The organism is Aureibacter tunicatorum, from assembly GCF_036492635.1.
GTDB classification, from domain to species: Bacteria; Bacteroidota; Bacteroidia; order Cytophagales; family Cyclobacteriaceae; genus Aureibacter; species Aureibacter tunicatorum.
The window spans coordinates 294345-310324 of record NZ_AP025306.1 but is presented as its reverse complement, the minus strand read 5'-3'; the positions used below and the strand labels follow the sequence as shown (position 1 = coordinate 310324).

Genomic DNA, 15980 nt, shown 5'->3' with positions numbered 1-15980 from the left:
ATTCTTATGTTTAAGATCGATCTAAAAAAAGCGATATACATATCCGCTGCAACTATATTTTTTGCTAGCTGCTCCTCAGACAACAAGCAATCATCTGCTATTTCAAGTGGTTGGAAAAGCTATAGCCAAGATCAAAAGATAGAATACAAAGTGGACTCAGTGCTGGCCTTGATGACTCTTGAAGAAAAAATCGGGCAGATGACCCAGTTTTCGGGACATGGCACACCTACAGGACCTGAAATTGGCGACGAGTTCAAGCAGTATCTGGAAAAGGGCTGGGTTGGATCCATGTTTAATGTCTGGGGAGCCAGCGGGCTCCGCAAAATGCAAGATCAAGCTTTGGAGCATTCAAGGCTGAAAATACCTTTGCTCTTCGCTGGCGATGTCATTCATGGCTACAGAACCACATTCCCTATCCCACTCGCAGAAGCTTGCTCATGGGACTTGGAGTTAATGGAAAAAAGCGCGAGAATTGCAGCCAAAGAAGCAACTTCGGCAGGCATTAGCTGGACATTCGCTCCTATGGTCGATATCTCAAGAGACGCAAGATGGGGACGTGTTATCGAAGGCGCAGGAGAAGATCCTTACCTTGGCAGCCTTGTTGCCAAAGCCCGTGTCAAAGGCTTTCAAGGCATTGAAGATTACACGGATTTCGCTGATGAATTTACGATGATCGCATGCGCCAAGCACTTCGCCGCATATGGAGCTGCCGAGGCAGGCAGGGATTATCATACTGTCGATGTCTCCGATCGCACATTAAGAGAAATATATTTCCCTCCATTTCAAGCCGCTATTGATGCTGGCGTAGCCACATTCATGACAGCATTTAATGAAATTTCAGGAGTTCCATGCACTGGAAGCAAATATTTATACACTGATGTGCTAAGAGACGAGTGGGATTTCAGAGGAATGGTTGTGACGGATTACACGGCTATCAATGAAATGATCGATCATGGCTATGCTAAGGATTTAAAAGAAGCGGCATATAAAACATTGGATGCCGGCATTGATATGGATATGACAGGAGCCGCCTATGTGCAACACGTTAAACAGCTATATGAAGAAGGCAAGATTACTGTCAGGCAAATAAACCAAGCAACAGCTCGCATACTTGAATTAAAATTCATGCTGGGCTTATTTGACGACCCATACAAATACATAGATGAAAACAGGGAAAAAAAATGGGTTGGACATCCTGAACACATGAAAGAAGCTAGATTAAACGCTCAAAAATCCTTGGTTCTGCTTAAGAATGACAAAGATCTTTTGCCATTAGATGAAAATAAAAAACAATCAATAGCACTGATTGGACCAATGGTGAAAGAACGCGAAAGCTTGAATGGAGAATGGGCAATTCAGGGCGACAGAAATGAAAGCGTAACTTTCTTCGAGGGGATGACAGAAAGGTATAAAAACACGAAAGTGACATTTAATTATGCTAAGGGTTGCGATTTACTTGGAGAAAATGGAAAAAATGGTTTCAAAGAAGCTATTGACGCAGCTAGAAAAAGTGATGTTATTTACGCAGCAATGGGCGAAGACTTCAACTGGTCTGGAGAAGCCGCTTCGAGAACCAACATTACTTTGCCAGAGCCTCAAAGAGAATTGCTCAAAGAGTTAAAGAAATTAAATAAACCCATTGTATTGGTATTGTTTAATGGTCGACCACTGGACTTGTCTTGGGAAGATGAGCATGTTGACGCGATTTTAGAAGCTTGGTACCCCGGAACAATGGCTGGACATGCTGTTGCGGATGTTATCTCAGGAGATTACAATCCTTCAGCTAAATTAACTATGAGCTTTCCAAGAAATGTAGGACAGTGCCCAATCTACTACAATACAAAAAATACCGGCAGACCTTGGGATGAAAATGACCCGCAGGATTACCGCTCATCTTTTATTGACACCAACATTTGGCCGTTATACCCTTTTGGGCACGGGCTTTCATACACGCATTTTGAATATAATAACTTGGAAATAAGTTCTGAATCTATCAAAAAAGAAGAGCAATTAATCGCTAGCATAGACATTACAAACTCTGGCGAATTTGATGGAGAGGAAATCGTTCAACTGTACATTCAAGATATTTCAGCTTCAGTTACTCGCCCGATCAGAGAGCTTAAAGGATTTGAGAAAATCACTCTCAAAAGAGGAGAAACGAAAAACGTAAAATTCACAATTGGAGAAAATGACTTGAAGATGCTCAGTTTGAAGAATGAATGGATTGCAGAGCCTGGCATGTTCAAAATCTGGATAGGAAAAGACTCCAGAGACAATAAGAATTCAGCCATGTTCGAATTATTGCAATAATAATCAAAAAGGTGAAAAAAGAAAAAGTTAGTTCTTTTTTCACCTCTCAAACAAATACATAATTAGCAATAAACATATGTTTTAAAGTCAAAATTAGCTAATTTTATATCTCAAATGATTGGCAAAATCTTTTTGAGTTTTAATTCAAAAACACATTTTAAATCAAATTATCAAAGAGTACTTTTTACTTTATGAGAAGATTCATTTTTCACATATTGCTTACTATAATTCTAATTAGTTCTTGCCAAGAGAAAACTGAGCATCCTAATATAATCATTATTACAGCTACAGACTTTGGCTTAAGATCCAGTAATATTTACGAACATGAATTTTCAAGTTTTTTAAAAACAAATAATTTAGACAGCCTCTCACGAAGAAGCTTAAAATTCAACAACTTTTTCACAGTCACAGGCGTAGGAGGCCCCAATAGGGCTTCGGTTTTAACAGGCTTGTACCCACATGTCCATGGACTGAAATATCATGAAGAGTTATTTGACAGAAATCAAAAATTATTGCCTCATAGATTGAGAGAAAATGGTTACAATACCGCTATTATAGGCGATTGGGTTTTAAATGCCGAGCCCAGCGGTTTTAATCATTGGGAAATAATCACCAAAGATGCTTCATATTACAATCCTAGTTTTATTGAAAATAGAAAATTCAAATCCAGCTCTGGCTATATCACTGATTTGATCACTGACAAATCCCTTGAATGGATAAAAAACGCTGTTGATTCCAAATCTCCATTTTTTATCAAAATAAACCATAGAGCAAGTCATAGAAACTGGATGCCAGCCATAAAGCACTTAAACGCATATGACAGTATAACATTTCCTCTTCCTGTAAATTACGAAGCAAGTTTCAGTTCTAATAAAGATGCCGCAAAAGAAGCTGACATGTCCATATACAATGATTTATACGAAGGACATGATCTCAAATTTACAACTGACAACAGCTGGGCATACGACCCTTGGCCTTTGCATGGGTTTGAAGCCATGAGCGAACCTGAAGATTCTATATGGTTTCTAGCGTATAATAATAAGAATAAACAAATGCTTGATACTGTAAAAAACTCCAAGGATCTGGCTATTGCTAAATATCAAAGGTTCATGAGAGACTATGCCAGCACAGTATTATCAATCGATGAAAGCGTTGGAAAAATCATGAATTTCCTTAAAGCTAATGACCTTGAAGACAATACGCTTGTCATATTCACTGCTGACCAAGGGACTTTTCTTGGGGACAATGGATGGTTTGACAAACGATTCATGTATGACCAAGTAATGCGCGTGCCATTGTTAATATACTATAAAAATAAAATTGTACCAGGGACATCGGAAGGAACCATTCAAAACATCGACTTGTACCCTACGATATTGGATCTTTTAGGGCTCAAATCTAGAAGAATTATACAAGGTGAGAGTTTCATGGAGCAGCTTTTTGACTCAAGCCTTAGAAAAGAAAAATCATCAAAAGGCATTTACTTTCATTATCATGAACATCCAAGCTTTCATAATGTCAGAAAACACTACGGCATTAGGACTGAAGAGTTCAAGCTCATTCATTTTTATCAAGAACCTCAATACTGGGAATTCTATGATTTGACGAAAGATCCAAAAGAGCAAAATAATTTAATCGGCTCTGAGCAATATTCGAACACTATTTCAAACTTAAAGAAATCGCTATATAGCCTAAAAGATGAATATGATGATCATTCCGACATTGAAGACCTAAATGAAAAAATCAATATAAAAGAAGGCCCTAGTCCGCCACATCCAGCGATCAAGCTTACTCGTGATGACATGAAAAAATAAATGTATGAAAAGACTTTTATTCATTTTATTCATATGGCTAGGCATAGCGACTTCTTTCGCTCAAACGATAGTATTGGATCAGAATTTTGCCAAAGAGAACTTCAACTTGTCCAAGGTATCATACCTTGAATCTGATGCTGACACTTTGAAAATCAGCGATGTTGAAAAGCTTTTCTCTGAAGGAAAATTCAAAGTAAACCACTCAAGCTATTTAAGCACGATCAAAGCAAATACAGTCTATTGGATTAGAATACCAGTTCATATATTGACTGAAAGCAAAGAATGGATATTGCAATTCAACGATCCTTCTATCGAACATATCGAAGCTTATCTTCCAAGAAGCTACGGAGGGTTTAATTATGAAGTTGCCGGAACAAAATACCCCTTCCAGAATAGAAGTATAAAACATAGAAACTTCAGCTATAACATACAGCATACCAATGATCAGCAAGTCTATTATTTCAAGATTATTCCTGAACATAATATCGACTTGCGCATATCAATCAAATCCATCAATGAACTCATAAGAGTTTCTACCATTGAATATTTTTCTTTCGGCTTATTCTATGGGTTCATATTGTTATTCTCGATATATAATCTGCTCTACTCGTTTTCAATAAAAGACATGAGATACTCCGCCTACTCTGTTTTTTTAATTTCAGGAGTTCTGCTGTTTTTAATCAATGATGGTATTGGTTTTCAAGTGTTTTGGTCCAACTATCCCGGATTAAACAAAATCATGAGAGAACTGTCCAATGCTCTATTTTCCATTTGCGGCTTATTCTTTATCCTAAGAATTATCGGAAACAGTTCAAATATGCAAAGCATTCATAAATGGATATTTCTAGCTATTTACGCTAGAATAATACTCCTTGTGCTTTTCTTGCTGGACCCCAAGTTTGGTGTAGACCTAATATTACTCAATGTAATATATACTTGTTATACAATAATGATCATTGGCTATATGCAATATAAAAAATTCAAGCCAATGAGCTTTATACTGGCCTCTGGAGGCATATTGATACCAGCATTGTTCATTGAGTCTTTATTCTATTTTAGCATAATCAACCTTTCTTTCATTTCAGATCGAATATTTCAAATAGCCTTCTTATTGCAAGCAATTTTTCTTTCTTTCGCTATCAAAGATCAATTGTCAATGCTTAGAGATGACAAAGAAAAAGCTTTAAAATCGGCGATGAACGAAAAGAAAAAGCATATAGATCTAATGAATAGCGTGAATAAAATGCTGGAAAAGAAAGTTGTGGAACGAACGAATGAAATAGAAGAAAAAAATAAGGAATTAGCTGAGCTGAATTTAAAGCTGGCTGATCAAATGACTCAAATCAACAAGATGAACTCGGCTTTGGATTCTAAAAACTACAAGCTTAAAAAGGATCTGAGCATAGAAAAAAACAATCGTTTCACTCGCAAAGAAATCTCTTATGATGAATTTGTAGATATCTTCAATGACGAAATTACTTGCTGGCGATATTTAGAGAAATTTAAATGGAGCAAAGGCTTCACATGCTCCAAATGCAATAGCCAAGACTACAAACCCGGCACAAAGAAGTTTTCAAGACGATGCACTAAGTGCGGATATATTGAAAACATCACAGCCAACACCCCTTTCCATGGAGTGAAGTTTGAAATTCAAAAAGCTTTTTATTTATACTATGTCTTATCGTCCAATAAAAAAATCAAACAAGGAGAGTTAGCTCTGTTGCTTTCATTAAGGCCTGCGACAGTCAGTCTATTCAAGAAAAAGATCAATGAAAATAAATCTCTTCAACTAGACATCAGCATTTAAGCACTTCTTAAAAAATTCAATTGCTCTATGCTGTTCAAATAAAAAATAGCAACAGAGCGAATCAAACTCTTATTAATCAATCTACCACCCTTGCAAAAGTGCAATATCATTTCAGTATATTACAATATAAGGACTCCTGTTTCACCGACACAAACTATAACACAAAGGATAATGACTTGATTTTTCCCATAGTCCCATTCATTACGGTCAATACTAAGCGCTAATCTTTCATGATGAATAAATAAATCAACTCCTTGATAATCAAATCTTAACTTCTGCAAAAATCTTGAATTTGTCTTTCCATTGAAGAAGCTTTTATCTTCATATCTATTTTATCAGCTATCTCTGAAAAAATAACAGAACGACCGCTTATAATTCTTTTAAAAAGGAGAACTAAAATTCTAGTCGCTTTTTATGCTTCAGATCCTTTAAAGTTCTGAACATTTAAATAAATTTGTACTTGGATCAAAATCCATTTAAAAGCTAATGCGGCGTGTCTTAGCTCCCGAATTAGCCTTTATTATTTTAAAAAAATAATTAATTCCAAAACCATCGGTAGAGCAACCTATTAATACAGGATCTAACTTAAAAATTATAATTCACAAAAGAAGAAAAACCTGTGCTGAAACAGAAAACAGCTAAAAAAAGCACCTATTGTTCATACACTCTTTGTATTATTGCAAATAAATGGGGTATGGCATATTTTGCTTATGATTAAAATATACTACAATATTTTTCACATTAGATCAGGCATCAATTCCATATATAATTGAAATCTTATCAAAACTCCGTCAGGATCATTTACCATGTTTTTATAATCAACACGACATGCTATCAAAAAAGGCTAAATATGCAATAAAAGCACTCGTTTTTATTGCTAAAAATATAGAAAAACAACCAATACCCGTAAGCAAAATAGCAGTAGAAGAAAATATCCCTTTAAAATTTCTTGAATCAATTCTGACTGAACTAAAAAATGTTAGAATTCTGAACAGTAAAAAAGGCAAAAACGGAGGGTACTCTTTAAATGAAAGTCCTGATGAAATTCATATGGCAAAAATCATCAGATTATTTGATGGGGCCATCGCGTTACTTCCATGCGCAACTTACAAATTTTATGAACGCTGCGACGAATGTCATGACGAACAAACCTGCGGCATCAGAAATATCGCTATAGAAATTCGAAATGAAACAGTAAAAAAACTCAAAAAGGCGACACTTTCTGAAATCATACAAAGAGAAAATAAATTAAAACAACAAGGCAATAATGAAAATAATTAAATCATAAAGAGATATTGTAATATTCACCCCTTTTTCTTCTAAAAAGAGCAAATTCAATAAGAATAATTTTTTTGATATTTTAATTCCTACTAAATTGGTAGGATAAATAGCTTTTTTTACTCATGAAATTTTTTAGTCAAAATGAGAATGGCCAGACCCACACTTTTTGCCCTTATATTTTTTCATCTGTCTTTAACCAATATTAATGCTCAAAAAAATATTGATTCCCAAAAACTACTATGGATAAGATATTTTCTAAAATTAAAACTCACTGAAACATACCAAATCAAACATGAATTTGAAGAAAGAACTTATTGCTTCCCCTGGAGACAGCATCAATTTGTATCAAGAACTCATCTCGCTAGAAAAATGAATTATGGATGGAATACAGCCATAGGATTTACTTATTTTGTTCAATCATTACCCCATGACCCCGAAATCTCAAACTTCGAAAATAATATTGAACTACGCCCTCAATTAGAAGTAGCGAACAAACAACCCATCTCAAGCAAATTTTCAATACACCACAGATATTGGAGTGAATTTCGATTTTTTGAACAACCAGATCATTCCTTTGACTTCGAAAACATACGAATTAGATATAAACTCGAATTGAGATATGCACTATCAAAACAATTAACAGTAAAAGCTTTTGATGAAATTCATTTAAATATTGGGAAAAAAATAACTCAAAATGTATTTGATCAAAATAGATACGGAACAAGTATCCATTATATGCCTGTTGAAAACTTTGGTTTTGAAATAGGATACTTTAATTGGTATCAACAACGAGCATCTGGTATTGACTTTTTTAATCGACACATCATCAGATTTACTATTCATCACGAAATAAAATTTAATAATTATGTCAGAACTTTTTAATTTACTTACGATTCCATTTTTATTAGCCATGTTTTTAGCCATCAACATGGGAGGAAGCGGCACTTCTCCCTCTTTCTCAGCAGCATATGGAGCAAATGTCATAAAAAAATCCATGATCCCGGGTCTATTCGGACTCATGGTATTAGCCGGAGCATTAATAGCTGGTAAAGAAGTGTCTTTAACACTAGGCAAAGGCCTTTTAGAACACTCTTTTTTCACACCCCTCAACACTTCCATCATCTTATTTTCAGTAGGCGTATCTTTACTCATAGCAAATCTAATCGGTGTACCACAATCTACCAGTCAAGCTACTGTACTCTCTATAGCTGGAGCAGCTACTGCCTTGGATGGATTAAATACCCAAAAACTTTTCTATGAGATACTACCTACTTGGATCATTTTACCTATTATCTCCTTTACCATCATGCTTGGATTATCAAAATGGATATTCCCTTTACTCAAAAGCAAATTCTTCACAGATAATTACTCACACCTAAATGATCATAAGCTTTTAAAAGCTATATTAATTTTATCATCTCTTTACGTTGCGTTTTCCATCGGAGCTAATAATGTCGCCAACGCAGCAGCACCGATAGCTTCCCTTACAACAAACGAAATCGGCCAAGAGGTAATACATAACACCTTACCCATTATAATTCTATCAGTGCTAATTGTCTCCCCTTGCTTTGCTATCGGAAGCTCGCTCTTAGGCCATAAGGTGACTCAAAAGACTGGAAAAGAAATCATAACAGTCTCTCCTTTTTATGCCACTGTCATAGCTGTTATAGTAGCCAGCTTACTTCTATTTGCTTCAATAAGCAAAGGAATTCCGACCTCCTTAGTTCAATTAAATGGAGGTGCTTTCATTGCACTGAGCATCTCAAAAAAAGGCTTTGCAAATACATTTAAAAATCAAACCGTGAAACGATTTTTCACTATATGGGCTATCGCTCCAATATTTGCATATATCTTAACTCTTTTGCTAATACTAATTTTAAAATAATACCTTTTAATCAATCTATATGAAAATAATAAATGCTCAGATTAACAACATTTACTCTACCCGACAATTTTTCAAAGCATCAATCCGAAGGGTAGTTATATATAATACTACTCGTTTTATTTAATATATTCACGAAAAGAATTCAACCCTCTTCTGAAAACACTAAACTGCATATAGCCATGTTTCTTTTTCTAAAAGGGTTGAATTCTGCTTTCTTCTATTCCAGTAGCCTAACAGATCGTATCTAAAATAACTAATACAGTAAATTTTTATAGATCAACTATTTAGTTTATTTTCAACCATTATTACCTGCCCAAGAAATACTTTTTCTGTTGACTTTCTTTTGGATAATACTGACTAATAAATCCGTTTGTATTCTCATTCCTCCTCTTTGATAAGATATATATAAGCCTGCAATATATGTGGGGCAACTCATGTTATCTTCAAACTGTTGATGACAAGCAAATTCTTTTCCATAATCCCATTCACTACGATCAATACTAAGTATCAATTCTTCATGATAAATGCAACTCAGAACAAATAGTGTAATTCCCTGATATTCAAAGCTTGCCTTTTGTAAAAAATCTTGAATTCGTATTTCTATTGAAGACGATTTATCTTCATATCTATTTTATCAGCTATCTCTAAAAAAATAACAAATCGACCGCTAACTAAATCTTTTAATAAGGTGATCTAAAAATTCTTATCGCTTTTTATACTTCAAAACCTTTAAAATTATGAACATTTCAAATAAATTCGAACTTGAATCAAGATCCATTTAAAAAGCTAATTAAGTTCTGTCGTAACTCCAAGATCAGCTTTTGTTATTTTAAATCGATAATTAAGCACATATTCGAAAATCAAAAAAATAGCAACAGAGCGAATCATGTTGCTATTAAATACTGTTTGATTTTATTTACTATCGGTTTACTTAACCACTAACCTTTCTTTGACAAGGCCCTGTTTGGTTTGTATTTCCAAAATGTAAATCCCCGCCTTGATTTCGCTAATATCGATTCTATCTTCAGAAATTGCTGATACTGTGTAAATCAATCTTCCTGACAAGTCGTAAAAATCCAGATTTATCATCTGGCTTTTCAAGCCATCAATTCGAAGTAAATCGCTTGCAGGATTAGGCGAAATGGTTATACTTTCCAAAATTGAAATTCTGTCGTCCCCTAATACCAACTCATGTCTGCAAGATGATTTCGCTAGAATAAACTCAGTCTTCAACAGACTGCAAGATTGCTCTTCAACAAAACGAACTTCCAAATCCATCAAGTTTGAATTAGAAGGCAAGCCTTCCAATAAAACTGTGGCTTCGCTTGCATCTCCAGCACCAAGAGTGTAAGTATATCTAAGTTCTTCCAAACCAAATCTAACAAACAGCTCCAATATCTCTGTTAATTCGCCTCTATCAAAAGAAACCACAACTTCTTGACTAAATGTATTTGTAGAAATATTGCATTCCGATGTAGCTCCCAGTTCTACACTTTTAATCAAGCATTCTTTTGGCAAACAGCTATTTCTCGATTTAAATACTTTCTCCTTTGTAAAACTGCATGCTGAATTCTCTGTAAAATAAACCGTAACATCTTTTTGCAAGCCATTCGACTCCAAATCAACCAACTGCACCTTCTGTGGACTGCTCTTTATCTCAAACTCTTGTCCATTAACATTCAACTTGCCTGATGTAGGTGCATTTTCATAGGTTATCGTTAACTTTTGCTTGAAAGTGTTCGTCGCAGGATCGCATTGCGTTCTGCCATTTTTAGCCACATCAAGAATATTGCAAGACGGCGTGCAATCAACCGGAGCGGTAAATAAAGCTATAGATTCAAACTTGCATTCTAAATCATTTTCAAAATGAGCGTCAACATCAACCGTATTTCCATCGGAAATTAATCCTGTCAAAGTCACTGTCATCGGGCTTGCTGTCAAAGCGAAGACTTCTCCATTCACCACCAAACCTCCTGTAGCAGGAGCATCCTCATAAACGATAATTACTTCTTGACTGTATGTATTGGTCAATGGATCGCAAACTGATTGAATTCCCGTAGTAATACCTGTTATTGAACAAACTGGCAAACAGCTGTTTCTCGATTTAAATACTTTCTCCTTTGTAAAACTGCATGCTGAATTCTCTGTAAAATAAACCGTAACATCATTTTGCAAACCATTCGACTCCAAATCAACCAACTGTATTTTCTGCGGACTGCTCGTTATTTCAAACTCTTGTCCATTAACATTCAACTTGCCTGATGAAGGAGCGTTTTCGTACGTTATCGTTAACTTTTGCTTGAAAGTGTTCGTCGCAGGGTCGCATTGCGTTCTGCCATTTTTAGCCACATCAAGAATATTGCAAGACGGCGTGCAATCAACTGGAGCGGTAAATAAAGCTACTGATTCAAACTTGCATTCTATTTCACTTTCAAAATGAGCTTCAACATCAACCACATTTCCATTGGAAGTTAATCCTGTCAACATCACTGACATAGGGCTTGCTGTCAAAGCGAATACTTCGCCATTCACCACCAAGCCTCCTGTAGCAGGAGCATCCTCATAAGAGATAATTACTTCTTGACTGTACGTATTAGTCAATGGATCGCAAATAGATTGAACACCTAGTGAAATCTCAGATATCGAACAAACAGGAGTACAATTTACCGGAGCGGTAAATAAAGCGATAGATTCAAACTTGCATTCTAATTCATTTTCAAAATGAGCGTCAACATCAACCGCATTACCATCAGAAGTTAACCCTGACAAAATCACTGTCATCGGGCTTGCTGTCAAAGCGAAGACTTCTCCATTCACCACCAAACCTCCTGTAGCAGGAGCATCCTCATAAGCGATAATTACTTCTTGACTGTATGTATTGGTCAATGGATCGCAAACTGATTGAATTCCCGAAGCAATACCTGTAATTGAACATGCAGGCAAACAGCTATTTCTAGATTTAAACACTTTTTCTTTCGTGTAACTGCATGATTGATCAGCTGTGAAAAAGACGGTAACGTCATTTTCCAAACCATCTGAAGGCAAATCGATTAATTGAACTTGTTGCGGGCTTTGTGTGATATCAAACTCTTGACCATTAACATTAAGCTTGCCAGAGGATGGCGCATTATCATAGGTTATTGTCAACTTTTGCTTGAAGGTATTCGTCGTAGGGTTGCATTGTGTTCTTCCATTTTTAGCCACATCGATAATATTGCAAGATGGAGAACAATCAAATGGCGCGTTAAACAAAGCCTCTGATTCATATTTGCAAGCCTTATTATCTTCAAAGCGCGCTTCAACATCGACAGCGCCGCCATCAGACAGCAAATTGGTCAATGTAATAGTCATTGGGCTAGCAGAAAGATCGAAGCGTTGTCCATTTATGATTATACCTCCTGTCGAAGGCGCTTCTTCATACGCAATTATTATATCTTGGCTATAAGAATTGGTTAAAGGATCGCATGCAGATTGTATTCCAGCCGTAATATTTGAAATTGAGCAGATAGGAGTATTGTCATCGCATCCATTTGGTCCAGTAAATAATGATGTTTCAACCATTTTACAATTAGGATCTTCCTCAAAAAAAGCTGCAACATCTATCGAAGTGCCATCTGAAGGCAAATTCATCAAGGTAACAGTCATTGGGCTTGCTTCAATAGCATAGTTTTGTCCATTAACTACTAAATGGCCTGTAGCTGGAGCTGCTTGATAGCTTACTATCACATTTTGAGTATACGTATTATGCAATGGGTCGCAAATTCCTCTTTCACCCAAAGCAATAGATGTAATATTGCAGTTTGACTGAAAGCAATCTGATGGCGCTGTGAATAAATCTTCAAAAACAACAAGCGATTGTTGATCACTTGCAAACTCAACATTAAGATCAACCAAAGCTCCATCCGAAACCAAACCCTCCAAAAGTATTGTTTGAGGACTGGACGCAATATCAAACTCTTGGCTATTAACTTTCAGCTTGCCTCCAATAGGTGGGTTATTGTAACTAATTATTACTTCTTGAGAGTACGTATTCGTCGCTTGATCGCAAGCTGACTGATTGCCTATACTTGCATTAACAATTTCCGGAAGTGGAGCACAAGATGCAGGAGACTCAATAGCTTGTTCTTCAAAATACCTGCAAGAAGGCTCTTCAGAAAAATAAACTTCCAAATCCATATTTCCTCCTCTTGCTGGAAAATTCATTGTCACGAATTGAAAAATATTTCCTTGAGCATCGGGCAATGCGTCCTTATTGATGGGAGCAACTTGGCCATTTATTATTAAATCGCCGGCAGGAGCATTTTTATACTGAGTGAACAATTGCAATTCAAATAAACCATCAACGCACTCGCCTGTCGCTACAATATTGGCAAACACAAAATTACACTGCGGCTTGCAACTGTTTCTGGCATTAACGCTTGTCGTCGTTACTCTAGAAGGATAATTCAAAAAGGCTACTTCATAGATATGTTCCTGCCCATTTGATTCTATATCTTCAAATATAACGGTTTGAGGACTTCCCGTAGTTGCATATTTTTTGCCATTGATCAAAAGGCTCCCTCCCGCAACTTCATTCTCATACTCTATCACAATTTCTTGGTTATGTAAATTTGTTTGAGAATTGCAGGATCCTGCCATGGCAGTGGCTTTTATAATCTTTGGCATGCAAGATTCTGGAGCGGTAAATAATTCTGTTACCAAATACTCACAATCATCATTATCCGAAAAGCCAACCATGACATCCACAGGTATTCCGTCTGAATCCAAATCAACAAGCTCAACGACTTGAGGGCTTCCTGTGATAGGAAAATGTTGACCATTTACGTTTAAATAGCCATCTGTAGGAGCTCCTTTGTACTCAACGACAATGCTCTGAGTATACGTATTCAACACCTCTTCACATGCTGATTGTTCTCCTGCGCTAACGCTAAGTATATTGCACGCAGGATTGTCGCCTAAAATATTAACAGCATATTCCTCTGTTTCACCGGGAGTTCTCGCTATGCCGCAAGGATCTTCTATCGGCGTCTGAATACCTGCTATTTCATACCTGATTCTCATTTTCGTCAAGCCTGTATTGGCATTGGCTGGAATAAGAACGGAGTTTTCCGATCCATCGACAACACTAATATTTTGAAAAACTATTTCATCAGTATTGTAAACACCATTCTGGTCAAAATCAATCCAAATGGAAATATTCCCCGGTTGTCCTTGATCTAAATTGAATGAAAACGAGTATTCTTCTCCCGGAGTCATATCAAAACTAGGAATTGAGTTTGAATAATCTCCCAAAATGTAATTCACATTGTTAAAACCTATTCTTCCAGTTCCGATTTGGTTGCATTCGTTATTGATATTGGACATTAAAGGTTCTCCTTGTGAATTACTTACTGCAACTCCATTTAATTTGAAAATGCAAGTAAAGGGATAAGGTGGCAAACAATACATCAGAGGCGTCTCTATACCTATCACAGGCCAATCTGCCAAAGGATCACCATTGGAAGGGACTATCTTGTAATAATATTTTGTTCGGTGCTCAAGCATATAGTCATCCGTATAAGTTTCAGCGCCAGGCGCTAAACCTTTACCCGGCAATGCTCTAAAACCTGAAGACGCGGATCTTGATCTGTAGATAATATAACCTGTTTCATTATCAGCGACATCGTCCCATGACAATGTTATTTTATTCATAGCGAACTCAGCGGATAGATTCTCGACTGCATTCACACTCGCAGGCGATGCGTCCCAACTATATTCAGGCCTAGCCCACTCATACATAAAGAATTTTCGACGACTTACACCATACTTCACTTGCTCATACTGACCCGGAGTAAAAATCATGATATCTGAAGAACTGTAATAGGACATGAGATTGTCTGTAGGAGGAGTATACGTTCTGCCATAACGGTCTGTTTGAGCTCTATTTTCATCAACGCCTGGATCGGCATGAGTATCGCTAATAAAGTCTCCTGCTGCATCCGCATTGAATTCAGATCCAGATCTTGCCACATTCTCCGACAGATTGCCATTTGGGCCACCTTCCGTATTTTGAAATGTGTGCGGCAAGCTAAAGTAATGGCCAACTTCATGCGAAACCACCCCTTGGTCTCCCGCATACCTGTGTTCCATCACGATTCTGTTCGAACTCTTGTTAGGCAAAGGCGCACGAGCGTAACCGGCTACATCTCCTTGAATTTCCTTCACAAAATATATATTCAAGGCATCATCCGCTTCCGATTCAGCAGCCATCGCCTCTTCTTTGGCACTGGTAAAATTATCCCAGGAAGCTGTATGATTCACATAAATAGGAGCTTCCTTAAAAAAGAAAGTCAAATCCGCAGGCTCAAAATCATGATTCATCCAAGCCAATAGCATATTAGCTTCTTCTATCGAAGCGACTTCCGCATGACTGGGGTCATTGGGGTGAATAAAATGAAATTGCACAGGCACACTGGTAATTTGATTGGCAGCGGTTCTGCGGCTTGACTGATACTGTTTTGCGCTTTCCCTTATTTGCTGGATCTGCTCATAAGTAAAGTAATTCGTTCCGCATTTATCATTTTGAGCATAGCTCCAACCGGCCATAAAAACCAGTAAAAATGATAAGTATAATTTTCTCATATAGTATAGTATTTAGTTAAAAAATTTAATAATACTACATGAAAATGAGTCAAAAAAAAAGTAAACACAACTTTAAATGACTTAAAGACAATTATTTTTTTATTATAAGTAAATAAATAGTGATTTATGCCCTCAAAATAACATAATACAAAGAATATTGGTATACATATATTACCAAACAACAAATTTTAATCAAATGTAAATTTAAACTCAAACAATATCCTATAAGTTAAATTTAAGAATTTACAAGTTTGGCTAAATC

Annotated in this window: 7 protein-coding genes; 6 read left to right on the top strand and 1 reads right to left on the bottom strand. The window is 36.4% G+C overall.

What is annotated here, in order from left to right:
* Window positions 1–6: 6 nt before the first annotated feature.
* The 6 genes from bglX to AABK36_RS21220 all read left to right on the top strand — a co-directional run bounded on the left by bglX (window position 7) and on the right by AABK36_RS21220 (window position 9097).
* Window positions 7–2310, top strand: a complete 2304-nt coding sequence (gene bglX / locus AABK36_RS21245; protein WP_309942187.1) for a beta-glucosidase BglX — start codon at window positions 7–9, stop codon at window positions 2308–2310.
* Between the two features lie 191 nt (window positions 2311–2501).
* Entirely contained in the window at window positions 2502–4124 is a 1623-nt protein-coding gene (locus AABK36_RS21240; RefSeq protein WP_309942188.1) for a sulfatase/phosphatase domain-containing protein, read from the top strand.
* 4 nt (window positions 4125–4128) lie between these two features.
* Complete coding sequence (locus tag AABK36_RS21235; RefSeq protein ID WP_309942191.1) at window positions 4129–5931, top strand: 7TM diverse intracellular signaling domain-containing protein; 1803 nt, start codon at window positions 4129–4131, stop codon at window positions 5929–5931.
* 828 nt (window positions 5932–6759) lie between these two features.
* Entirely contained in the window at window positions 6760–7212 is a 453-nt protein-coding gene (locus AABK36_RS21230; protein WP_309942193.1) for an RrF2 family transcriptional regulator, read from the top strand.
* A gap of 147 nt (window positions 7213–7359) precedes the next feature.
* On the top strand, window positions 7360–8094 hold the full coding sequence (locus AABK36_RS21225; RefSeq protein ID WP_309942195.1) for a DUF2490 domain-containing protein: 735 nt from the start codon (window positions 7360–7362) through the stop codon (window positions 8092–8094).
* The gene (locus tag AABK36_RS21220) at window positions 8078–9097 is read left to right on the top strand and encodes an inorganic phosphate transporter (protein ID WP_309942198.1); all 1020 of its coding nucleotides are present in this window, start codon (window positions 8078–8080) and stop codon (window positions 9095–9097) included. Before AABK36_RS21225 ends, AABK36_RS21220 begins: the two co-directional genes overlap by 17 nt.
* A 927-nt stretch (window positions 9098–10024) precedes the next feature.
* On the opposite strand, the gene AABK36_RS21215 is transcribed toward AABK36_RS21220, so the two are convergent.
* The gene (locus AABK36_RS21215) at window positions 10025–15718 is read right to left on the bottom strand and encodes a zinc-dependent metalloprotease (RefSeq protein WP_309942201.1); all 5694 of its coding nucleotides are present in this window, start codon (window positions 15716–15718) and stop codon (window positions 10025–10027) included.
* Window positions 15719–15980: the final 262 nt, after the last annotated feature.